Annotated in this window: 19 protein-coding genes and 1 tRNA gene; 18 read left to right on the top strand and 2 right to left on the bottom strand. The window is 60.1% G+C overall.

Annotation, left to right across the window (positions count from 1 at the left end; translation table 11 throughout):
* The first annotated feature begins 266 nt into the window (after window positions 1–266).
* Together ACEE43_RS03280 and ACEE43_RS03275 are read left to right on the top strand one after the other, a co-directional pair.
* A tRNA-Leu gene (locus tag ACEE43_RS03280) sits at window positions 267–352 on the top strand.
* Between the two features lie 249 nt (window positions 353–601).
* Window positions 602–2107 (top strand): protein adenylyltransferase SelO family protein, encoded by a 1506-nt coding sequence (locus ACEE43_RS03275; protein WP_449106891.1) that lies wholly within the window; start codon window positions 602–604, stop codon window positions 2105–2107.
* A gap of 95 nt (window positions 2108–2202) precedes the next feature.
* Here ACEE43_RS03275 and ACEE43_RS03270 read toward each other — a convergent pair whose 3' ends face one another.
* Complete coding sequence (locus ACEE43_RS03270; protein WP_449106890.1) at window positions 2203–4467, bottom strand: MDR family MFS transporter; 2265 nt, start codon at window positions 4465–4467, stop codon at window positions 2203–2205.
* Window positions 4468–4854: 387 nt separating this feature from the next.
* On the opposite strand from ACEE43_RS03270, the gene ACEE43_RS03265 reads away from it, so the two are divergent.
* From ACEE43_RS03265 to mshC, 4 genes are all read left to right on the top strand, one after another.
* Complete coding sequence (locus ACEE43_RS03265) at window positions 4855–5817, top strand: L-lactate dehydrogenase (protein WP_237185657.1); 963 nt, start codon at window positions 4855–4857, stop codon at window positions 5815–5817.
* Window positions 5818–5970: 153 nt separating this feature from the next.
* Entirely contained in the window at window positions 5971–6276 is a 306-nt protein-coding gene (locus tag ACEE43_RS03260) for a hypothetical protein (protein WP_449106889.1), read from the top strand.
* Window positions 6277–6365: 89 nt separating this feature from the next.
* Complete coding sequence (locus ACEE43_RS03255; RefSeq protein ID WP_449106888.1) at window positions 6366–7196, top strand: undecaprenyl-diphosphate phosphatase; 831 nt, start codon at window positions 6366–6368, stop codon at window positions 7194–7196.
* A 120-nt stretch (window positions 7197–7316) separates the two neighbouring features.
* Window positions 7317–8621 carry a cysteine--1-D-myo-inosityl 2-amino-2-deoxy-alpha-D-glucopyranoside ligase gene (gene mshC / locus ACEE43_RS03250; protein WP_449106887.1) on the top strand — a complete coding sequence of 435 codons (1305 nt, stop codon included), beginning with the start codon at window positions 7317–7319 and terminating at the stop codon, window positions 8619–8621.
* Here the strand turns inward: mshC and ACEE43_RS03245 are convergent.
* Window positions 8618–9502, bottom strand: coding sequence for a PAC2 family protein (locus ACEE43_RS03245; protein ID WP_449106886.1), 885 nt, complete (start codon window positions 9500–9502; stop codon window positions 8618–8620). The two genes, mshC and ACEE43_RS03245, sit on opposite strands and share 4 nt — an antisense overlap.
* Before the next feature lie 100 nt (window positions 9503–9602).
* Between ACEE43_RS03245 and ACEE43_RS03240 the strand changes: the two genes are divergently transcribed.
* From ACEE43_RS03240 to tatC, 12 genes are all read left to right on the top strand, one after another.
* Complete coding sequence (locus tag ACEE43_RS03240) at window positions 9603–10748, top strand: site-2 protease family protein (protein WP_449106885.1); 1146 nt, start codon at window positions 9603–9605, stop codon at window positions 10746–10748.
* 65 nt (window positions 10749–10813) lie between these two features.
* Window positions 10814–11848 (top strand): tRNA (adenine-N1)-methyltransferase, encoded by a 1035-nt coding sequence (locus ACEE43_RS03235; protein ID WP_237236256.1) that lies wholly within the window; start codon window positions 10814–10816, stop codon window positions 11846–11848.
* Window positions 11849–11936: 88 nt separating this feature from the next.
* Window positions 11937–13622: a proteasome ATPase gene (gene arc, locus ACEE43_RS03230; protein WP_237204932.1), complete on the top strand. Its 1686-nt coding sequence runs from the start codon at window positions 11937–11939 to the stop codon at window positions 13620–13622.
* Window positions 13623–13624: 2 nt separating this feature from the next.
* Complete coding sequence (gene dop, locus ACEE43_RS03225) at window positions 13625–15226, top strand: depupylase/deamidase Dop (RefSeq protein ID WP_449106884.1); 1602 nt, start codon at window positions 13625–13627, stop codon at window positions 15224–15226.
* Window positions 15227–15255: 29 nt separating this feature from the next.
* Entirely contained in the window at window positions 15256–15453 is a 198-nt protein-coding gene (locus ACEE43_RS03220; RefSeq protein WP_237185666.1) for a ubiquitin-like protein Pup, read from the top strand.
* Window positions 15454–15504: 51 nt separating this feature from the next.
* Entirely contained in the window at window positions 15505–16938 is a 1434-nt protein-coding gene (gene pafA, locus ACEE43_RS03215) for a Pup--protein ligase (RefSeq protein WP_449106883.1), read from the top strand.
* A gap of 105 nt (window positions 16939–17043) precedes the next feature.
* Window positions 17044–18102 carry an FKBP-type peptidyl-prolyl cis-trans isomerase gene (locus ACEE43_RS03210; protein ID WP_449106882.1) on the top strand — a complete coding sequence of 353 codons (1059 nt, stop codon included), beginning with the start codon at window positions 17044–17046 and terminating at the stop codon, window positions 18100–18102.
* A gap of 34 nt (window positions 18103–18136) precedes the next feature.
* Window positions 18137–18538 (top strand): FKBP-type peptidyl-prolyl cis-trans isomerase, encoded by a 402-nt coding sequence (locus tag ACEE43_RS03205; protein ID WP_237199069.1) that lies wholly within the window; start codon window positions 18137–18139, stop codon window positions 18536–18538.
* A gap of 72 nt (window positions 18539–18610) precedes the next feature.
* Window positions 18611–20563 (top strand): helix-turn-helix transcriptional regulator, encoded by a 1953-nt coding sequence (locus ACEE43_RS03200; protein ID WP_449106881.1) that lies wholly within the window; start codon window positions 18611–18613, stop codon window positions 20561–20563.
* Between the two features lie 147 nt (window positions 20564–20710).
* Window positions 20711–21025 (top strand): hypothetical protein, encoded by a 315-nt coding sequence (locus tag ACEE43_RS03195; protein ID WP_237204938.1) that lies wholly within the window; start codon window positions 20711–20713, stop codon window positions 21023–21025.
* Window positions 21026–21030: 5 nt separating this feature from the next.
* Window positions 21031–21288 (top strand): Sec-independent protein translocase subunit TatA, encoded by a 258-nt coding sequence (gene tatA / locus ACEE43_RS03190; protein ID WP_449106880.1) that lies wholly within the window; start codon window positions 21031–21033, stop codon window positions 21286–21288.
* Between the two features lie 101 nt (window positions 21289–21389).
* Window positions 21390–22238 carry a twin-arginine translocase subunit TatC gene (gene tatC, locus ACEE43_RS03185; RefSeq protein ID WP_449106879.1) on the top strand — a complete coding sequence of 283 codons (849 nt, stop codon included), beginning with the start codon at window positions 21390–21392 and terminating at the stop codon, window positions 22236–22238.
* Window positions 22239–22249 lie beyond the last annotated feature (11 nt).

Below are 22249 nucleotides of genomic sequence, written 5' to 3'. Positions count from 1 at the left end.
AAGAAAACCCCATGTGGGACATAGAAAAAACCGGTTCCTGTTGACAGGGGCCGGTTTTTTGTTGGTAGGGACCCTGCTGAGGTGGTTTACAGGAATCTTGAGCGTTAGCCCGTCGGGGGAGTGCTTATCTGATAATCATCCAATGTTTGGGTGTGATGGAGCTTATGTCACCAAAGCCCCTTTCTGGTTTGCGCGCGCAAAAAGTGCCCGGTATAGTTATTACTCGTTGCCAGCACGGCTTCAGCTGAAGAAGTGCAAGACACCTTGCGCGGGTGGCGGAATAGGCAGACGCGCTAGCTTGAGGTGCTAGTCCTCGTATTAGAGGGTGGGGGTTCAAGTCCCCCCTCGCGCACAAGAAAACCCCATATGGGTCATAGAAAAAACCGGCTCCTGTTGACAGGAGCCGGTTTTTTGTTGACTTAGGCTCTTCTGCTGCAAATCAGGCCCTGGCGGAATTTTATACCCCGGTAGATTATCAACTTTACTCATCAGTTAAACTGATTATTTTCGGCTGGCGCCCTTAAAAAATTTTGAAATCGGGGGCAGCTCCCAGCCTCCAAGCCAGTCTCTCTAGCCTTCGACCGGGCGATAAACTAGCCCTATGCAGCCTACTGAACCCCGTGCATCCGCCCTGCTCCTTGACCATACCTTCAGTGAGACCTTCCCTGACCTCACCCGCCGTGCCCAGCCGGATATCCCGCAGGGTACCCGCCTGGCCTGGCTCAATGAGAATCTTGCCCGCGACCTGGGGCTGGACCCGGCCTGGCTGCGCACTAACGCCGGTCTAGCCTGGATGACGGGCAGGGGAGAGGCCCCCACGGTCGCCCTGGCCTACTCGGGCTACCAGTTCGGGCAGCTCTCGCCGGTGCTGGGCGATGGTCGGGCCCACCTCGTTGGTGAACTGGCTATCCCCGCGCGGGAAGAAGGCGGTAGTGCTGCCCGCTGCGATTTACACATCAAAGGCAGTGGCCGGACGCCCTTCTCCCGCCCCGGTTCGGACGGCAAGGCTCCACTGTCGGCGGCCTGGCGGGAGGCTGTCATCGGGGAGTCCCTGCATGCGCTCGGTCTGCCGACCACCAGGGCCCTGGCTGTGTTCGAGACCGGAGAGAAGGTACAGCGCCGCGCACCTGAGCCGGAGCCGGCGGGGCTGGTTCTGCGTGTTGCCGCCAGCCACCTGCGGGTAGGTACCTTCCAGTTTGCCCAGTATCACTGCGACTCTCAGGTGCGGGGGCAGCTGGTCGATTATGCCCTGGCTCGTCACTACTCCGACCTCACCCCGGGAGAAAATCGCAGTGAGCGGGCCCTTGCCCTTCTTCGGGCTGTGGCGCAGAGGCAAGCTCACCTGGTAGCTAGTTGGCAGGCGCTGGGGTTCGTGCACGGGGTGCTCAACACCGATAACGTAACTATTTCTGGCGAGGCTATCGATTTTGGCCCCTGCGCTTTCATTGATGCTTTTGAGCGTGGCAAGGTTTTTAGTTCTATCGACCGCCAGGGCCGTTATGCCTACAACCACCAGCCCGGCATTACCGCCTGGAATCTTTCCCGTTTTGCCGAAACCCTGCTCGATATCATCGACCCTGAAAACCCGAACCGGGCAATCCACCTAGCCACCGAGGTGATCTCGGAGTTCGAAGATGAAGTGGTGGAGCAGCAAATAGCTGCTTTTGCTGCCAAGCTGGGGCTTGACCCGGGTGGGGTTGGTGAGGACGTCCGCACTCAGGTGGGTAGATTCGGGCAGGCAACTCTGGGGCTACTCGAGCGCCACGCGCTGGACTTTACAGGGTTCTTTAGGTCTTTGGTTGAAGGAACCTGCCTGCTGCCGGAGGGAGACCGGCAGGGCTGGTTGGCTCGGTGGGAGGAACTGAAGGGCGCTACAGGTACTACCGCTGAGCGAGCCACGGAACTCATGCTGGCACATAACCCGGTCTACATCCCCAGAAATTTGGCCCTCGACGCTGCCCTGCGGCAGATGGAACGCGGAAATCAGCAGCCGCTTGAGGAGTTGCTGGAAGCCGTCAGTAACCCCTTTGAGCGCCGTGCTGGCCTGGACTACCTGGAGGGCGCTCCTGCCGAGTCCCGCTTCTTCACGAGCTTTTGCGGAACGTAGGGTAACTTCTCTTATCTAGAATTTGGTTTAAAAGGGCCGGGGCCTGCCACCGACGAGTTCGGTGGTAGGCCCCGGCCTTCTGCTATGGAGAGCGCCTAGCGGGAGCGGCGGTGCAGCCAGCTCAACAGGGCGGCACCTAGAGCCAGGGTTCCTGCGGCAGTAGCGGCGAGGACGCCAGCCCGCGGCTTCTTGCCAGACGCTAGGGGAGCCTGGGGTGCGGCAGTTGCGGGAACAGCCTCCACCACGGGGATGCTGCCGGTGTAGACGGTCTGAACATTGAGCACATCGCGCTCAGCTACCTCGGTCTGGGGCTCAGCGGCATCTTCAGCCTGCTTGTTGCCCTGGGCGTTCTCCTGCAGACCCGAAGCTGCACGCAGCGGGGGAGTCTTGAAGAAGAGAGCCAGAACAAAGGCCAGAACGGTGGCAAAGAAGCCAACCCAGTAGACCGACAGGGTTGAAGCGTTGAAGCCAACCATGAAGGGGCGGGTGAGGCGGGCGTCCGCACCGGTGAGGTAAGAGGTATCAGAGGTTGAAACGCCTGATTCTTCACCATCGGTGGAGGTAGAAGAAATCTGCTCTGCCAGGGTGGGGGTGAGCTGGTCTACCCAGTAGGAGCGCTGGGCTTCATCGGACCAGTCAACGACCAGGGTGCCGTCCTGAACCGACGTGTGAGCCTGCTCGGCGGCAGATGCCAGGGCAGCCTCTTCAGCGGCCGGGGTGGCTTCAGCTACCTGGGCGTCAATGAAGGTCTGAGCCTGGTCGGCAGGTAGGGTGCCAGCGTCAACCTGGGCCTGAACCGCAGCAGAAACCTGCTGATAGACCGCATCGTCGGCGGCGGTGCGAGCCTGATCAGAGGCCGTTGAGAGCTGAGAGGCGATAGAGCTCTGGGCGGGCTCCACAATCTGATTCCACATCTGCTCCATGATGCCCTGGTTCTCAGGAGCGGAGGCCACAGCGGGAGTCAGCGCGGCGTCAAGACCTGAACGCAGGTCGTCCTCGTTGCCCATGGCCTTCATAATGTTGCCGGGCATAGCTGAGAAGAGAACCGACAGCAGGACGGCGGTACCCATGGTGCCACCGATCTGACGGAAGAAGGTAGCGGCGGAGGACGCCACACCCATGTAGGAGGGAGCAACGGCATTCTGGGCTGCCAGGGTCAGGGACTGCATGAGCTGACCCAGGCCAAGACCCATGATGAACATGCCCAGCATGAGGAACCAGAGGGGGCGGTCCGCTGTCATGAAGGTCAGGTAGTAGTAGGCAACCACCATGAGGGCGGTGCCCAGAATGGGGAAGATGCGGTACTTACCGGTGTTAGCGACCATGCGACCCGACACGATAGAGGCGGTCATAATACCGGCCATCATGGGTAGGGTTGCGAAGCCCGATTCGGTGGGGGTTAGCCCGGTGACAATCTGTAGGTAGAGGGGGATGGTCATCATGGCGCCGAACATGCCGAAACCAACCAGGAAGCCCAGAATGGACGACATGGAGAAGGCGCCGGAGCGGAAGAGAGCCAGCGGCAGAATGGCGTCCTGGCCCATCTTGGACTCGATGATGAGGAAGGCTGCTAGACCCAGGGCGGAGATGACGAAGCAGGTGATGGACGCTGCGGAGGTCCAGCCCCATTCGCGACCCTGTTCAGCAACGAGCAGGAGGGGGACCAGGGCTACAACAACGCTGGTTGCGCCCCACCAGTCGACGCGGGGCTTGAGGGTAGCATCGCTGATGCGGGGCAGGTGCAGGAACTTCCAGACCATGGCCAGGGCAATGATGCCGATGGGGACGTTGATGAGGAAGACCCAGCGCCAGCCGGTAATCCACAGAATTTCGTCGCTACCGGCAAAGAGGCCACCGGTGAGGGGGCCGAGCACGGAGGAGATGCCAAAGATGGCCAGGAAGTAGCCCTGGTACTTGGCGCGCTCACGGGGAGCCAGCATGTCGCCCATAATCGCCATGGGTAGAGACATGAGGGCGCCCGCGCCGATGCCCTGGAAGGCGCGGAAGGCTGCCAGCATGATCATTGAGGTGGAGAAGCTGGAAAGAAGCGAACCCAGAATAAAGACGACGATACCGAAGAGGTAGAGGGGTCGGCGGCCGAAGAGGTCGGAGAGTTTGCCGTAGATTGGGGTGGTGATCGTGGAGGTGATCATGTAGGCGGTGGTGACCCATGCCTGCTGTTCTAGGCCGTGGAGGTCATCGCCGATCGTCCTGATAGCTGTAGAGACGATGGTTTGATCGAGGGATGAGAGGAACATGCCCGCCATAAGACCGACGATGACCAGCATGATTTGCCGATGGGTCATGAGGGGTTGGTCTTGGGCGGTTGTCTGCTCTGGTGTAGCTGGTGCTGTAGACATGACGAACCTTTAGGTCTGGAGTGAATTGCGGGTTCGCGCGGTTTTGCTTGGTCTACGGTGCGCGGACGCTTGTGGCGGGCGGTTGCGTAGTCTTGGGTTCGCGAACCTAACAAGCTTAAGTGCAGTTCTGCAAAAATACTTCCTTCTGAAAGCGTCTTGTGCGCCACAATGGGCAGGGTGGCTTGAAATTATCTACGTAAGACCGGGTGTGAGCTTTCACAAAGGGTCAAGCTGCACATATTTGGTTTTGTGGGCTTTTCTGAGTAAAGGTCAGCAAAACCCCAAATGAAAAGCAGATAAACCCACATAAAAGCGTATTTTTTCTGGCATACTTGAGATGTAACGAACACAAAACAACCCCACAGCATCTGCTGAAAGGAACCTCCCATGGCTCTCGAAAAGAAGAACACCAAGCTCGGCGTTATCGGCGCAGGTGGTGTTGGTTCAGCAACCGCCTACGCAGCAACCCTGCGCGGCGCAGCTGATGAAATCGTTATCTACGACATCGCCGGTGAGCGCGCTGAGGCAGAAGGCCTCGATATCGCCCACGGCACCATGTTCGCCCACGAAGCTGAAGTTTCAGGCAGCGGCGATGTAGAAATCCTGCGCGACTCAGACCTCATCATCGTTACCGCAGGCGCCCGCCAGAAGCCCGGTCAGCCCCGCCTCGAACTGGCAGAAGCAAACGTCAACATCTTCAAGTCCATGCTTCCCAAGGTCATGGAGGTAGCCCCCAACGCTATCCTCATGATCGTCACCAACCCCTGCGACGTCCTCGCCGTTGTTGCTCAGAAGATCACCGGCCTGCCCACCGAGCGCTGCTTCGCATCCGGTACCGTGCTCGACTCATCCCGCCTGCGCTGGCTGATTGCTGAAAAGGCCGGTGTCTCCATCAAGTCAGTTCACGCCAACATCGTTGGTGAGCACGGCGACTCAGAATTCCCCGTCTGGTCAGCAGCCAACATCGGTATGGTTCCCCTTGACGAGTGGACCAACGAAGACGGCGAAAAGGTCTTCACCGAAGAAGTCAAGGCAGAACTGGCAGAAGAAGCCATGCGTGCAGCCTACAAGGTCATCGAAGGTAAGGGTTCCACCAACTACGCCATCGGCATCTCGGCGACCCGCATCGCCGAAGCTATCCTGCACGGCCAGGACGCCGTACTCAACGTCGCAACCCAGGTACGCGGCCGCTACGGCATCGAGGGCGAAGCCGCTCTCTCACTGCCCTCAGTTGTCTCCCGTGATGGCGTCAAGCGCGTACTCGACGTCCCCATGACCGACGAGGAAATCGAGCGTCTGCGCGCCTCAGCCAACGCCATCAACTCCTCACTGGCAACCCTGGGCTTCTAAAACCGGATAAGCCACTAGCGCATCCGAAGCCTGGCCCTATAGACAGTGCCGCCCCGCTCCCACCCGAGCGGGGCGGTACTGTTATGTGTGATTCACCAAATTTTCACCGCCCGGTATTTCCCACGCACTGAGAAAGGGAGTAACGTCTACTGTATGAGTAATAACCCTCGTGCCGAACTGGCTCACCTGACCGCCGCCCTCGAAGAGCACCTCAACGCTATTATCAATAGCCGCGGTGAACACGACGCCGCCGTCGACAACACCTACGTAGCCATCGCAAACGCCTTTGAACGCTACGAAGAAGCCCTGTTCGACGCCTACGAAGAGGTCACCCCGCTCGAAGTTTTTATCGAAGATGAAGATGACGACGATGACTTTGACTACGACTTCGATGAAGAAGACGACGAAGACGATGATGATGATGAGGTGGAGTACTACCTCGATGAAGAGCAGAAGTAGACCGGTTACCTAGGTTCTACCTGTTATTCCAAGCACAGCACCGCGAGCGGTGCTGTGCTTTTTCTTTGACTCGCGTAGAGTTTTCTGCTGTGGAATGGATACAAGCAATCATCCTGGGTCTCGTCCAGGGTCTAACTGAGTTTTTGCCGATCTCGTCATCGGGTCATATTCGTATCGTGGGTCAGTTCTTGCCGAACGGCGAGGATCCCGGTGCGGCTTTTACCGCTATCACCCAGCTGGGTACTGAAGCGGCTGTTTTGGTCTTCTTCTGGAAGGACATCGTTCGCATCATCAAGAACTGGTTCGGTTCTTTGGTGGGCAAGGTTGATAAGAAGGATCCGGACGCCCGCATGGGCTGGTTCATCATCATCGGTTCCCTGCCGATTGGTATTCTGGGCATCCTACTGGAGGACTACATCGATTCAACCTTCCGTAGCCTCTGGATTACCGCAACCATGCTGATTGTGTTCGCAATCTTCCTGGGTATTGCAGACCGTATCGGTCGCGAACAGCGCGAGCTGAGAGACCTCACCATCAAGCACGGTATTCTATACGGCTTCGCGCAGGCGCTGGCCCTGGTTCCCGGTGTTTCACGCTCCGGCGGTACCATTATGGCCGGTCTGCTCATGGGCTACACCCGTGAGGCTGCCGCCCGTTACTCCTTCCTGCTGGCAATCCCCGCAGTTTTCGCATCGGGTCTCTACAAGCTGGCAGGCAGCATCTCTGAGGGCTTCACCGGCTACTACGGTTTCGGTTCCACCATGGTCGCAACCCTGGTTGCTTTCGTGGTCGGCTACCTGATTATTGGCTGGTTCCTCAAGTACGTTTCCAATAAGAGCTACAGCATCTTCGTCTGGTACCGTATCGCCCTGGGTCTTGCCCTGTACATCCTGCTGGGCACCGGCGTCCTCGCCGCGTAGACCTGTCTCACTTTTTACCCGCCCGGAAATACCTTTCCGGGCGGGTATTGTTTTAGGAAGAGAAAAAGTGCCGCCCGAGGCTATTTTGGGTAGGCGCACATCGACTATCGTGAGGTTTTCATGCGAGCTTGGGACCAGCCCACCATTCCGTCACTCCCGGGGCAGGCGCCCCTTCCCACCGTCTTTGATACTGCGGCCGGAGGCAGACAGACTCTTGAGCGTGAGAGCCGCGCCGGGCTGTACGTCTGTGGCATTACCCCCTACGACGCGACCCACATGGGGCACGCTTCTACCTATGTTGCTTTTGACGTGCTGAACCGGGCCTGGCGCGATGCCGGGGTAGAGGTAACCTTCGTACAGAACGTCACCGACGTTGATGATCCCCTGCTTGAACGCGCCGAAGCGACCGGCGTTGACTGGCAGCAGCTGGCTGAGGAACAGACCGAGCTGTTCCGCACCGATATGGTGGCCCTGAACGTCATTGCCCCCGACCACTACGTGAGCGTTGTTGACTCGGTGCCCTCGGTGGCGGCTGCCGTGCAGAAACTGCTGCACGAGGGTGTGGCCTACCGCGTGCCCGGTTTCACCGACGAGCAGGGTGTTACCCAGCCCGACGGTGATATCTACTTCGATATTGAGGCCGCCCAGAAACTGGGTGAAGGCCGCGAAGGCGGCTGGTCGCTGGGTCAGGTGGCCCACTACAGCATGGAAGAGATGCTGACTATTTTTGGTGAGCGCGGCGGCGACCCTAATCGCCCCGGTAAACGTAATGCCCTTGACCCCCTGCTGTGGCGCGTTGAGCGGGCGGGGGAGCCTGCCTGGGAGGCGGGGGAACTAGGACGCGGCCGCCCCGGCTGGCATATCGAGTGCAGCGTGATCTCGAGTGAGTTCCTGGGAGCACCTTTCTCTGTTCAGGGCGGTGGCTCTGACCTGATTTTCCCGCACCACGATTTGGGTTCGAGCCATTCCTTTGCCCTGAACGGTGAGCCTATGGCCCGCCACTACATGCACACCGGCATGGTGGGCCTTGACGGGGAGAAGATGAGCAAGTCCCTGGGTAACCTGGTGCTGGTGTCGAAGCTGCGGGCTGCCGGCGTAGAACCTGCCGCTATCCGCCTGGCGATTATGGATAACCACTACCGCACCGACTGGTTCTGGCAGGAAGATTTGCTGACCAAGGCCCAGGGGCGTCTGGAACTCTACCGCTCGGCTGCGACAGCTGCCGAGGGGCAGGCCGATGAGGCCGCGCTTTCCCTGCTTGAGAGCGTCCGCCAGCATCTTGCCGACGACCTCAACACTCCCGCCGCTCTGGTTGCCCTTGACCAGTGGGCCCTCTCTACCCTTGAGAACGGTGGTGCCGGCGGTCAGCTGGTAGCCGACCTGCTCATGGCCCGGCTGGGTATTGACCTGGCAGCTGCTGCCTAGTTGTCGTCCTGGTCCTTGAGGAATTTCTCGAACTGGGCCGCAATATCTATTTGGCTGAGGTCAGCGATATCGTCGTTGGCCTCAGCTATTGATTCTAGGGTTCGTACGTAGCTGGCCAGCTCGGGCTCGTCCTCGATGAGGGCGTCGGCCTGGTGGTTCCAGCTGGCGATGTCGTCTGCGCTGCGCTCTAGGGGCATGGGGAAGCCCAGAATCGCTTCGAGGGCAGAGAGCAGGGTGAAGGTTGCCTTGGGGTGGGGCGGCTCTGGCAGGTAGTGGGGAACCGACACCCAGAGGGAGAGCGCCGGTATGTGAGCTTGCCCGGCTTCGAACGCCAGCACGCCGATCAGGCCGGTTGGGCCCTGGTAGGCATTGGCTTCTACGCCCTCTAAGGCGAGGACGCTACTGGTATAGCTGGTAACGCTCAGCGGCAGGGGCCGGGTATGGGGGACCTCATCGAGCAGGGCCCCGCAGAAAACAACCAGGTCAACCTGTTCCCGCTGCACCAGGTCTTTAAAACGCTCGATGTAGGCCTGCCAGTTCATGGAGGGTTCGGGACCCGAGAGGGTCAGCAGGCGGACGCCGGCGGTGGTGTGTGCCTCGGTGAAGACGGTATCGGGCCAGGTAATGCGCTGGGTGCCGTCCTCATCGATGCTCAGAAGAGGCCGGGTTTCGGTGTAGTTGTAGCAGCCGCTCGCGTCGAACCCAGCAGCTGGCTGGGTGGGGTAGTGCTCCCAGAGTGCGCGGAAGGCTTCTATGACGGCATCACCGGCGTCATTCCATCCTGTGAAACCGACCAGGAGCACGGTGGGGGTGTGTGCCGGTAGGGTGGAGGTGCTTGCGAAATGGTTCAGAGCGTTGAGGGGGAGGGGCTGATTAATCACCCCCATATCCTACTCCTGATAGGCCGTAACCTCTATAGGCAATAGACTAGAGAGTTCCGGGGCGATAGCTCCGGTGATATAGCGCTCAGGAGGTTAAGGTATGACGTCCCATCCGGGTCTTCGGATTGGTTCTTTCGCGGGGGCGCCAATATATCTGCGCCTCTCCTGGTTCCCCCTCATGGCTTTGGTCGTGGTGGGTTACGGTATGAACCTGGCGTCACTGCGGTCTTTAACAGAGCTGCAGGGCTATCTCGCTGCTGGTGTGGTTGCCGGTACCCTAGCACTGGGAGTCTTCGCCCACGAACTGGCACACGCTGCGGTCGGCCGGGCCCGGGGGGTGCGGATTTCGTCTATCTCCCTAAACATGTGGGGCGGGCAGACCAAGATGCAGACCGCTTCGGCGGCTACCTCGCTACTGGTGTCGGTGGCTGGCCCGCTGGTTAACTTTGCGGTAGCGGCCCTGTGCCAGCTTATCTGGCTGGTGACGGGGTCCGCCGACTTCTTTGGCTTCGCCTTAGCTGCCCAGGTCAACCTTGCTATCGGTATTTTTAACCTGATACCTGCCTTCCCCCTCGACGGCGGTTATGCCCTTGAAGCCCTTGTCTTTATCCTGGTAGGCCGCCGGTCGGTGGCAACCCGGGTGACGGCCTATACGGGTCTTCTGCTCCTTGCCCTCTTAGCTAGCGCCCTGCTCTTTACCGGCCTGTGGCGATCCCCCTGGGTACTACTGGTGGCCGCTGCCCTGGCCTTTTATCTGTGGAGCGGCACTAACCACTCCCTCAAACAACTCGCGCAGGATTCCGACCCTCACCACCCCCTACGGGCGTCCGCCCTGATGGCTCCCGCCCAGCTTGCTGACCCGCACAGCAGCATCGGTGGTGCCCACCAGCGCTGGGACGGCGTATCCCACCTTCTCCTGGTAGAGCAGCAGGGATCGTCCGTGCACCCCCTTGCCCTCGTTGAACCTACAACACTCGCTGCCTCGTTGGGCTCTCTTGACCAGCAGCCCCTTGCCGCGATCGCCCAGCCCCTTGCAGCCCGCACTCTGGGCATTCAGACCGGTTACATCGACACCTTCGATGAGTACAGCGGCTTTGCCCACTACCGCCTGCCCGAAGAGCAGCGGGGGCAGAACCTCACCTGGGTGGTGATGGACGCCGCCACCCCCGTAGGTCTGGTAACCTCCCAGGCCATGACCCAGGCGGTGCTGGCCACCGTGGGCGCTGGCACGTCTTCATCTAAATGACCCCACCGCGCTTTTCTGAGACAATAGAAGAAACCAGACCAAAAACGAAAGAGAAATCTGACCTTATGAGCACCCCTACCGGTAGCGTCAACCGCCGTGGTCCCTTCCGTCCGGGAGAACGCGTCCAGCTAACCGACGAGCGCGGACGCATGACCACCATTACCCTGGCTGAAGGCGGGGAATACCACTCTCACCGCGGTTTCTTTAAGCACAGCGAGCTCATCGGCAACGTTGAGGGCACCGTGATTGAAAACTCCGAGGGGTTCAAGTTCCAGGCTCTGCGCCCGCTCTACAAGGACTTTGTGCTCTCTATGCCCCGCGGCGCTGCCGTGGTCTACCCCAAGGACGCCGGTCAGATCGTAGCCATGGCCGATATCTTCCCCGGTGCCCGCGTGATTGAAGCTGGCGTCGGCTCCGGTGCCCTCTCTATCGCCCTTCTGCGGGCTGTGGGGGACGGCGGTCACCTGCGCTCTTTCGAACGCCGTGAAGAGTTTGCCGATATCGCCCGCGGCAACATTGAGACCTTCTTCGGTGGGGAGCACCCCGCCTGGTCGCTGACCCTGGGCGATTTGGCTGAAGCACTGGGCGAGGTCGAAGAACCCGGTAGCGTAGACCGCGCCGTCCTCGACATGCTAGCCCCCTGGGAGTGCCTGGATGCCGTAGCCACCGCCCTGGCACCCGGCGGCGTCATCATCTGCTACGTTGCAACCGTCACCCAGCTCTCTCGCGTGGCTGAGGCCCTACGCGCCGATGGCCGTTTCACCGAGCCCGAATCCCACGAAACCATGGTGCGCGGCTGGCACGTTGAGGGTCTGGCAGTGCGCCCCGACCATCGCATGGTAGCCCACACCGGCTTCCTCATTACTGCCCGCCGCCTAGCTGACGGGGCAGAGCGTCTTGCTCCCAAGCGCCGTGCCTCAAAGACCGATTTCTCAGAAGAGGATATGAACGCCTGGACTCCCGCAGCCCTGGGTGAGCGCAATGTCTCTGACCGTAAGCTCCGCCGGGCCGGTCGCGATGCCCTGAACCTGGCTGAAAAGGCCGCCTCCGCTGCCCAGAAGGCTGAGGCAGCGCAGGCTGACCAGGATACCGAAAACTAAAACCCCATGACGGCCCCGCCACCCGATGATTGGGGTGGCGGGGTTCTGACTCACCGGTGAGTCGTCACCAGAAGGAAGTGCCCCCAGCATGAGTGAACGTTTAACCGTTTCGTCGGTAGATTACGAGCGTATTCTGCGGCAGCTCAATATCGCTAACGATAACCGCCGCAATCTTGATCGGCAGTTGCGGGCGGCTGGCGAGCGCAACCAGAAGCTGGTGACGGCTCTGACCAAGACAAAGAACGAAATTGAGCATTTGCGCATGGCGCTGGCTCAGGAGGTGGCTCCGCCGCTGAATTCTGCCCTGGTGCTGGGGGTACACGGGGCGACGATGACCTACCAGGATCTTGCTGAGGGTAAGACTCCGGCTGAGATTGAGGAGCATCTTGATGTGCTCTTGGGTGGCCGTCTGGTGCGTATCACCTGCTCACCCCTGCTGCCGATTGCCCAAGTGAAGCCGGGTATGACCGTCCTGCTCAACGAGCAGACCCAGGCCGTGGTATCGCTGGGGTTTGAGGGCTACGGTGATGTGGTGACGGTGCGGGAGGTTCTTGATCACGATCACCTGGTGGTTGACCTACCCAATCAGTCTAAGGCTGTGGCTCGTATCTCGGGTGCCCTGGACCCGGACGAGCTGCGGGTGGGGGATACCGTCACCTACGATTCGCGTATTCAGATGGTGACCTCCCTGGTTCCCCATACCGATGCCCAGGAGCTGGTGCTGGAAGAGGTGCCCGATGTTACCTATGACAATATCGGTGGTCTGGGTGACCAGATTGACCTGATTCGGGACGCCGTTGAACTGCCCTTCCTGCACCCCGATATTTACCGCCAGTACCGCCTCACCCCGCCCAAGGGTATCTTGCTCTACGGCCCTCCTGGCAACGGTAAGACCCTGATTGCCAAGGCTGTGGCTAACTCTCTGGCTGCGCGGGCTGCGGAGCGGTCTGAGAATGGTAAAAAGACCGGCTACTTCTTGAACATCAAGGGCCCGGAGCTGCTGGATAAGTATGTGGGTGAGACCGAGCGACAGATCCGTGATATCTTCTCTGCTGCCCGCGACAAGGCACGAGCGGGCCACCCCGTGGTGGTTTTCTTTGATGAGATGGAGTCGCTCTTCCGCACCCGCGGTTCGGGCCGGTCTTCGGACGTAGAAACTACCATTGTGCCCCAGCTTCTGGCTGAGATTGACGGGGTTGAGAGCCTGGATAACGTCATTGTGATTGGTGCGACCAACCGCGAAGACATGATTGACCCGGCCGTGTTGCGCCCGGGGCGTTTGGACGTGAAAATCCGTATTAACCGCCCCAACCGGGCCGGCGCTGCCGAAATCTTCGGGCTTTACCTGACAGAGGATCTGCCGATTAGTCAGGCTGAGGTGGCACGAGCTGGGTCCCAGCAGCAGGCGGTTGCCAGCATGATTGAGACGGTCATCGAGAATCTCTTCTCCGCTGAGCCGGCGAACCGCTACATCAGTGTTGATTTAGAGAACGGCGTGAGCCGCTGGCTCTTCAGGGGCGACTTCCTTTCGGGTGCCGTGATCCGCAATATTGTCGATCAGGCTAAGAAGCTGGCGATTAAGTCTTACCTGTCTACCGGGGCTGAGGGTATCAGCACCGAGCACCTGCTTGAGGCCGTGCGCGCAGAGTTCGAGGATCAGGTCGAGGTTCCCCAGGCTAGCGAAATTGAGGATGTTCTCTCTACCCTTAACATTCGTCTGCGCGTGCTTAACGCCGCCCCGGCTCGTGCCGTCGATACCGGAGCGGGGGTCTAGCGATGACTGTTCGCCGTATCATGGGGGCCGAGACCGAGTATGGGGTTCATGCCCCGGCAAAGCCCCACGCCAACCCCACGGTGCTCTCTGCCTTTGTGGTCAACACCTACGACACCCTTTTCAAGCAGGAGCTCTCAGCGGCCCTTGAGACCCGCTGGGAGTACGGTTCAGAAGCACCGCTAGCCGATGCGCGCGGTTTCGACATGCCGCGCGAGCAGGCCCACCCCACCCAGCTAACCGATACCGCCCACGTGCTCACCAGCGAAGATATCGCGGCAGAAGCCCTGAGCGAGGCCGGGCATTTTGCCGAGCGTATCGACTGGGATGCGGTCACCATGAACTCGATTCTGCCCAACGGGGCCCGTTTTTATGTGGACCATGCCCACCCCGAGTACTCCTCGCCCGAGGTGACTAACCCGCGCGACGCCGTCCTCTGGGATGCGGCAGGCGACCACATCGCCGCACAAACCGTAGCCACCATTGAAAAGGTGACCGCTAGCCAGAGCTCAGCTATGCCCGCGGTTAACCTCTACAAGAACAATACGGACGGCAAGGGCCAGTCCTACGGTTCCCACGAGAACTATCTGGTGCCCCGCACCGTCGATTTTGAGTACCTGGCAGCTAGCCTGCTGCCCTTCTTTGCCACCCGCCAGGTCATGGTGGGGGCAGGACGGCTGGGCTTGGGTACAGCGGGGGAGCAGGCAGGTTTTCAGATTTCCCAGCGCGCTGACTTCTTTGAGCGCACCGTTGGCCTGGAAACCACCGTCCGTCGCCCGCTGATTAACACCCGCGACGAGCCCCACGCCGACAGCAACCGCTACCGCCGCCTGCACGTGATCACCGGCGACGCTAACCTGTCGCACACCTCTAACCTGCTCAAGTTTGGCACCATGTCCCTGGTGCTGAACCTCATCGAGGCAAAAACTGCTCCCGCTATCAAACTGGCTGACCCGGTTGCTGCCATGCACACGGTCAGCCACGACCTGACCCTGAGCACCCAGCTGCCCCTCGCGGGCGGGGGCAGTATAAGCGCCCTGCAGATTCAGCGGGCCTACCTCGATGCTGCCATCGCGCTAGAGACCAACCCCGATGAGGCAACCGCCGAGATCCTGCAGCTCTGGGGCGAGGTGCTAGAGGCCCTGGCAGAAAACCTCCTATCCCTGGCCGACCGCCTGGACTGGGTTGCCAAGTATGCCCTACTGAAGGGCTACGTTGACCGGGGCCTGAGCTGGGATAACCCCAAGCTGGCCGCCATCGACCTGCAGTATTCGGACGTCCGCACCGGCAAGGGCCTGTACCACAAGCTGGTAGCCCTGGGTCGCATGAAGACCCTCTTCAGCCCCGAAGAGATTGCCCGAGCCGCGGCCGAGCCGCCGCGCGACACCCGTGCCTACTTGCGCGGTAAGCTCATCACCACCTGGCCCGACGAGGTCGTAGGAGCCAACTGGGACACCCTCTCGGTACGCAACCCGCTCTCCATCGACCTGCACCGCCTGACCATGGATGACCCCGAGCACTTTACCGCCGAAATCGTTGAACCCCACCTGGGGCTAGAGCACGCAGACCAGCTTTTTGCCCTACTGGCAGGCCAGCAGCACAGCTAGCCGTCATACCCCACAGAAAGAGAGACATCATGGACCGCATCCAGCGCCAGAACACCACCTCAACCACCTCCCAGCAGGTAGAAGAAGTAGCCATCGCCCACCAGAACACCGAGGTGAACGAGCAGGCAGTATCAGACATCGACGACCTGCTGGCAGAAATCGACGGCGTGCTCGAAGAAAACGCCGAAGACTTCGTCAAAGGCTTCGTCCAAAAGGGCGGCCAGTAGGCCCAACCCCCACACGTAGCCAGTACCCGCCCCAACGCCTAAGGAAGACCCGTGGAACGCAGAATATTCGGCATCGAAACCGAGTTCGGCATTAGATACATCCCGAAAGGGCTTGGCCCCCTGGCCCCAGAAGAGGCCGCCCGCAAGCTCTTCAAGCCGGTGGTAGACACCTGGCGTTCCTCCAACGTCTTCCTGCCCAACGGCGGGCGGCTCTACCTTGACGTGGGATCCCACCCCGAATACGCTACCGCCGAGACCGCCTCGGTCCGCGATGCCCTGATTCAGGACAAGGCGGGGGAGTACCTGCTCAACGACCTCGTCAACCAGGCAGAAGATTCCCTCGAAGCAGAGGGCTATCAGGGGCAGATTTTCCTCTTCAAAAACAATGTTGACTCGGCGGGCAACTCTTTCGGATCCCACGAGAACTACATGCTAGAGCGTAAGGTGGAGTTCTCCCGCCTGGTCCGCTCCCTGATTCCCTTCCTGATTACCCGCCAGATTGTGGTGGGGGCGGGTAAGGTACACCCGGCAGGCCCCCCGCAGTGGGGCGGACGTCCGCTCGGGCCAGAGGGGCAGCCCAGCTTCTCCTTCTCCCAGCGCGCCGACTACATCTGGGAGGGCTCATCAACAGCCACCACCCGGGCCCGACCCATCATCAACACCCGCGATGAGCCCCACGCCGACGCCTCGCTCTACCGTCGTATGCACGTCATCAACGGGGACTCCAATATGTCGCAGGCCACCACCCTGCTCAAACTCGGGGCCACCGACCTGGTGCTTCGCATGCTTGAGGACTACTACCCCCTCGAGAACTTCGAAATCAAAGACACTGCCACCGCCCTGCGCGTCATCTCCCACGATCTGACCGGCACAGCAACTTTCCCCCTGGCGGACGGCCGTGAAGCTAACGCCCTGACCCTGCAACGTCACTACCAGGCAGCGGCCACCCGCTACATCGAAGAGAAGGGAGCCCACCACGAGGACGTGCCCTACATCCTGGATCTCTGGGGCCGGGCCCTCGACGCGGTGGAAAGCGGCGATACTTCACTCATTGATACCGAAATTGACTGGGCCATCAAAAAGAAGCTGCTCGATACCTACATCGCCCGCGGAGCCAGCGGCTACGATGACCCCAAAATCCAGCAGCTTGATTTGGCCTACCACGATATTGACCCCACCCGCGGTGTCTTTGGGCTGCTCACCCGCAAGGGCTTGGTCAAGAACCTCATCAGCCACGATGATATTGCCCACGCCACTGTACACCCGCCTGCCACCCGGGCCTCCCTGCGCGGCCGCTTCATCAGTGCAGCCCGCAACGCCCGGGAGCCCTTCACCGTGGACTGGGTCCACCTGAAACTCAACAACAAGCCCCATCTGACCGTCATGTGCAAGGACCCCTTCGCCACAGAAAACGCTGCGATGGAAGACCTCCTGGCTACCCTCAGCCCTGCTCCCTCAGACACCTGGTCGCCGCCCTTCATTTAGGCTATAGGGCGAATTACCAGTACCACCCCAGCTCTATCCGCTAGTATGTACGCGGTGAAGAAAAGCGTTCCTCAGCCGAACGTAACATCAACGAAAGTGAAACCAGTGAAGAAAAAATCAGCCCTTTTCGCATCCAGCGGCGCAGTGCTCGCCCTCGTCCTCTCCGCCTGTGGCGGTAGCGGCGACGGAAGCAGCCTCGCTGACGTTGAATACTCCATGAACGAAGCCACCGCCGAGCCCTCGGTTTCTTTCGCAACCCCCTTCGCCGCCAACGGTACCGAAGCCCACAAGATTGAGGACGGCGACGGTGCCACCATCGAAGACGGCGACAGCCTGCTGGTAGACGCCACCGTCTTTAACGGTGCAGACGGCACCGCCCTGGGTACCACCTACACCGATGCTCCCATGATTATCCCTGTGGGTCAGGAACTTAAGGACGCTGCTCCTGAACTCTATGATGTACTGATCGGTTCAAAGGTGGGTATGTCCTTCTCCTACTCCACCAACATTGATGCCACATCTACCTCAACTGCTGAGGCCACCCCCACCGTATCAGCGGGCACCGCCACCAACGTTGAGGTATACACCGTCTCCGGCAAGCTGCTCAAGAGCGCAGAGGGCACTGAAAACGAGAAGCAGTCCTCAGCTCTAGAAAGCTTCTCCGTAGCTGAAGACGGCACCGCTACCCTGACCCTGTCTGAAGATCGCGGCGACGCTCCCACTGAGCTCTACACCGAAGACCTGATTACCGGCACCGGTGCCACTGTCAACGCAGATGATACGGTTTACGTAAATTACGTGGGCGTGACCTGGTCAGATGGTGCTCAGTTCGATGGAAACTTTGGTGCAACCCCCACCGACCTTTCCCTGAATGGCGTTATCGAGGGCTGGAAGCAGGGTCTGGCCGGTAAGACCGTGGGTTCCCGTGTGCTCTTGGTTATCCCCAGTGAACTTGCCTACGGTGAGGACGCCGCCACCAGCGGTGCTCCCGAGGGCGCCCTGGTCTTTGTGGTCGATATTCTGGGTTCCTCACCCACCCGCACCGCAGCAGTATCTCCTAGCGCTTCAGCCGATGCGTCCGCAACTGCAGATGCCAGCGCAAGCGCCACCGAATCTGCCTCTGAGTCAGCGAGCGCTGAGGCAACCGCCTCAGCTAGCGAATAAATTTTCGTTCCCCTGTTAGAAAAGGTAAAACCTCATGTCATTTGGTCAGCGTAACCTCGACCGTACCAAGCCCGAAATCGACTTCCCCGAAGGCGGCACTCCCGAAGAGCTCATCATTATCGATGAGATTGAGGGCGCCGGTGAGGTTGTCGAGGCTGGCGATACCGTTTCAGCCCACTACGTCGGTGTAGCTTTCTCCACCGGTGAAGAGTTTGACTCCTCTTGGGGTCGCGGTGAGCCCCTGCGCTTCCAGGTAGGTGTGGGTATGGTCATCCGTGGCTGGGACGAGGGTCTGCTCGGCATGAAGGTGGGTGGTCGTCGCCGTCTGGAGATTCCCAGCGAGATGGCGTACGGTTCTCGCGGTGCCGGTTCTGCTATTGGTCCTAACGAATCCTTGATTTTCGTGGTTGACCTGGTAGACGTCATCAAGCGTTAATTCTTGCTCCTGGTCTCTGCCTGAGCGTGTTTGGCCCTCGGTTCGAAAGAGCCGGGGGCTATCTTTATGTATGTGACTTCTAAAGCTGTTGAACGTGCCGCTGCCCTGCTTGATGTGCTTTCGTCGGCCCCCTGGGGGCTGGACCGACAGGCCCTGCGTCAGCGGGTGCCGGGGTATGATCTAGCCGCTACAGATGCTGCTTTTGAGCGTATGTTTGAGCGGGATAAGCAGGTCTTGCGAGCCTTGGGTGTTGAGCTGGTAGCTGAGCGGGCTGACCGGTCACAGCTGGGTTTTGTGTACCGTCTTGAGAGCAAGTCTCAGGCGGTTGCTGATTTTTCTGCCTTGGATGTGGTGGTTTTGAGTCACTGTGCCAGGGCCTGGGAGGGCACCGAGTTGGAGCGCTTGGCGCGGGCTGCCTTGCTGAAGGTGGGGGCGAGTGTGGGCCAGCGCCTGGGCGGTGAGCTGGGGGAGCCAGCTCGGTTTACGACGGTCCCCGGGGTTGCTGAGTGCCTGGCAGCGGTGGCTGAGGGCAAGGGAGTGAGTTTTCAGTATGCTGGCCGGGATGAGGTGCGGACGGTTACCTGCTGGGGCCTGGGGCTGCGGTTTGGTCACTGGTACCTGGTGGGCTGGGATAGGTCCCGGCAGGGCCAGCGTATTTTTCGGCTTGACCGGGCTGCGGGCCTGGCTGTTCTTGCGGTGGAGGGGCCGGAGCCTCCGGCGTCCTTTTCGATGGTGAGAGAGCTGGCGGCATTGGAGCCTGAACAGGTTCCGCTGGTGGCCAGCCTGCCCCTGGTGGTAGAGGAAGACGGTAAGGACGAGCCGCAGCTGAGCCCCTCCTACGGGCTGGTGGAGTCTGCCCTGCAGGCGATGAGGGGCGGACGCACCCACCGGCTCCCGGAGGGCACATTAGCTCCTGGCGTGGTGGGGGATTACCAGCAGAAGATCGCTGATGAAGAAGAAAGGCTTCGGCGGGAATTGCGGGCCTGGCACGCCCCGGTGCCCGATATCGTTGCTCCTACCCGGACTAAAGCCTGGAAACCCGTGGTAGCTCAGCGGGCCCGTGAAAGTGCTTCAGACCAGCTCATGAGGCTTCTACTCATGGTGTCCCTGATCGAGAGTACCGGGGGGCTGTCTCTTGCCACCCTGGCAGATTTCTTTTCAACGACGGAGCAGAAGGCCCGTACCCAGCTGGAAGGCTTAGCCAGCAGCGTTGGGTTTGAGTCCCTGGATCTAGACATTAACTCGGCTGGGTTTGTGACCCTGCGGGGGCAGCAGGTGCTGACCCGCGGTGTGTCTCTGACTGAAACAGAAGCCCTGGCGTTGAGCCTGGCTCTCGACCTGTCGGCCAGCCTCGATACAGAGTCCTTTTACAGCCACCTGCGCCAGAAGGTATGGGCCTCGGTTGCTACCGAGAACCTACCCGAGGTGGCGCCCATGCCTGAACGGGTAGGGGTCTATCGGGCCGACCTTAACCCCCTAGTACAGCGGGCTCTTGATCAGCAGATTCCCCTCGATATCACCTACAGCTCCCACCGGTCTGTCTCCCGCCGCATTATTGAACCGCTTGCCCTCATCGTTGATAACGGACCTCGCTACCTGCAAGCCTGGTGCCGGCTGAGCGGGCAGGTGCGGCACTTTAGGCTCGACCAGATTTTGAGTATGGCCGCGGTAGAGGACGATAGCTTCACCCGACTGACGCCGCCCGGCACCGAAGCGGGGGAGGGAGCGTCCGCCCCCGTTAGCCCTCGCAGCTGGCTCACCCAGTTGACCAGCGGCCAAGTTGCTGCCGAGACCATGATTCTGGCTGTCGCTAAAAGCCTGCCGGTAGCCCAGCGCGAAAAAACCCACAGCACCCTCTGCCGCTACGCCCTTGAAACAGCCGAAGAAAACGGTGTGACCTTCTACAAAATACCGGTTGCCCACACCGCCTGGGCCCTTAACCTGCTGATAGACCTGGGCCCGACCGCCCGCCTGCTCACCCCTGCCCACCTGCGGCAAGACCTGCTAGAGCTACTGGGTGACTAGGGAACACAAACAACTGCACCGGTACATTACCCACCCATATCTCAGCAGAATCGGTGCAAGCCCACAGCAAAATATTCTCAAAACTAAAGCCGCTTGGGATATATAATTGTCACTATGCCTTGGTGGTTTTGGATAGTTTTGTGGACCGTGCTCGTAGTGAGCTCGCTCTGCCTGCTAGCCTGGCTGCTATACCGCGCCTTCCGCAAAGCCTTAGGGGCACTCGATGCCGCCCAAGACTGGGAGTCCAGCATTACAGATGCGCTTGGGCAGGCCAACCACGCCCAGCCCCTCAGAGAAGAACCGCAACCGGCTCTTTTCATCCCGGTAGGAACCGCCTACGCAGACTACATCCAGGGCAAGAACACTCGAACGCTCGACCGAGCCCGCCGCCGCTCTCAGCGCCGCGACGAACTCGGACAGCCCCAACTCGTCGGAGACCTCAAACGTCTTCAAGAAAGGTGACGCTCGTGCTCGGTAACCTCGGCCCCGTCCATCTCATCATCCTCCTTGTCATCATCATCCTGCTCTTCGGTGCCCCCAAGCTCCCCGGCATGGCCCGCAGCCTCGGCCAGTCCATGCGTATCTTCAAGTCAGAAGTTGACGGCCTGAAGAACGACTCCAAGAAGAACAACGAAGCAAACGGCGACACCAACGGCTCCGTCGTTTCCGGTGAGATTATCAACAACCCCACCACCACCGACCAGAACAAGGGCTCACAGAACTAAGTTCTCACCCCCAGAGCGTTCGTGAGTTAACCGCCCGACCCGTGCCCTGGCCACCCAGGGCACGGGTTTATGGGCTCCCAGAGTTTCAGTAGAAGGCACCCATGGCTAAATCAACCAGCCGAAAGAATAACCCCCAGGCCACCATGGCCCTCGGCGAGCACTTTCGCGAATTCCGCAACCGCCTGATTAAAGCGGCTGTTGCTACCTTTATCTGCGCTATCGGCGGCTTCTTCCTCTACGAGCCCTTCATGGAGGCCATCAGCGCCCCGGTCTACGCCATCAACACCGAAGCTGGCCGCACCGCTGCCCTGAACTACTCCACCGCAACATCTCCCTTCGACCAGATGGTGCGTATCTCCCTCTACATCGGCCTGGTTATCGCAAGCCCCGTCTGGCTCTACCAGCTCTGGGCCTTCATCACCCCGGCCCTCTACCGTAAGGAAAAGCTCTACACCCTGGGCTTCACCTTTACCGCCATCCCCATGTTTCTTCTGGGCACCGGCCTGGCCTGGTGGGTGTTGCCCACCGCCGTCCGCACCCTGACCATGTTCAGCCCCGATGGCGCAACCAACCTCTTCACCGCCGACGTCTACGTCAGCTTCGTGGTTAAATTCATGCTGGTCTTCGGTATTGCCTTCGTACTGCCCGTTATCCTGGTCGGCCTTAACTTCATCGGCCTGATCCGCGGTAAGACCATTCTCAAGTCCTGGCGCTGGGTAGTCGTGCTCGTAGCCCTGCTCGCAGCTATGGCTGCACCCGGTAACGACATCATGTCTATGCTCTACCTCATGCTGCCCCTGCTCTTCTTCTTCTTTGTTGCTATCGGTATCGCCATGCTCAACGATAAGCGCCGCGACCGCCGCAACGCCAAACTGGCAGAGGGTCTCACCGACGACGAACTCAACCGTGCCACCAGCCTAGAAGAACTTGACCAGCTCGGCCGCTCCTAAAACTTTCCCGC

The organism is Rothia sp. 11254D007BW (assembly GCF_053548195.1).
This window is presented reverse-complemented; position numbering and strand designations above follow the sequence as displayed.

Excerpts from the sequence above, each read along its gene's own strand:
- ACEE43_RS03275 (WP_449106891.1), top strand. The coding sequence starts at position 602 with ATGCAGCCTACTGAACCCCGTGCATCCGCCCTGCTCCTTGACCATACC.
- ACEE43_RS03240 (WP_449106885.1), top strand. The coding sequence starts at position 9,603 with ATGACGTCCCATCCGGGTCTTCGGATTGGTTCTTTCGCGGGGGCGCCA.
- tatC (WP_449106879.1), top strand. The coding sequence starts at position 21,390 with ATGGCTAAATCAACCAGCCGAAAGAATAACCCCCAGGCCACCATGGCC.
- ACEE43_RS03235 (WP_237236256.1), top strand. The coding sequence starts at position 10,814 with ATGAGCACCCCTACCGGTAGCGTCAACCGCCGTGGTCCCTTCCGTCCG.
- arc (WP_237204932.1), top strand. The coding sequence starts at position 11,937 with ATGAGTGAACGTTTAACCGTTTCGTCGGTAGATTACGAGCGTATTCTG.
- ACEE43_RS03265 (WP_237185657.1), top strand. The coding sequence starts at position 4,855 with ATGGCTCTCGAAAAGAAGAACACCAAGCTCGGCGTTATCGGCGCAGGT.
- ACEE43_RS03220 (WP_237185666.1), top strand. The coding sequence starts at position 15,256 with ATGGACCGCATCCAGCGCCAGAACACCACCTCAACCACCTCCCAGCAG.
- mshC (WP_449106887.1), top strand. The coding sequence starts at position 7,317 with ATGCGAGCTTGGGACCAGCCCACCATTCCGTCACTCCCGGGGCAGGCG.
- ACEE43_RS03260 (WP_449106889.1), top strand. The coding sequence starts at position 5,971 with ATGAGTAATAACCCTCGTGCCGAACTGGCTCACCTGACCGCCGCCCTC.
- ACEE43_RS03205 (WP_237199069.1), top strand. The coding sequence starts at position 18,137 with ATGTCATTTGGTCAGCGTAACCTCGACCGTACCAAGCCCGAAATCGAC.
- dop (WP_449106884.1), top strand. The coding sequence starts at position 13,625 with ATGACTGTTCGCCGTATCATGGGGGCCGAGACCGAGTATGGGGTTCAT.
- ACEE43_RS03270 (WP_449106890.1), bottom strand. The coding sequence starts at position 4,467 with ATGTCTACAGCACCAGCTACACCAGAGCAGACAACCGCCCAAGACCAA.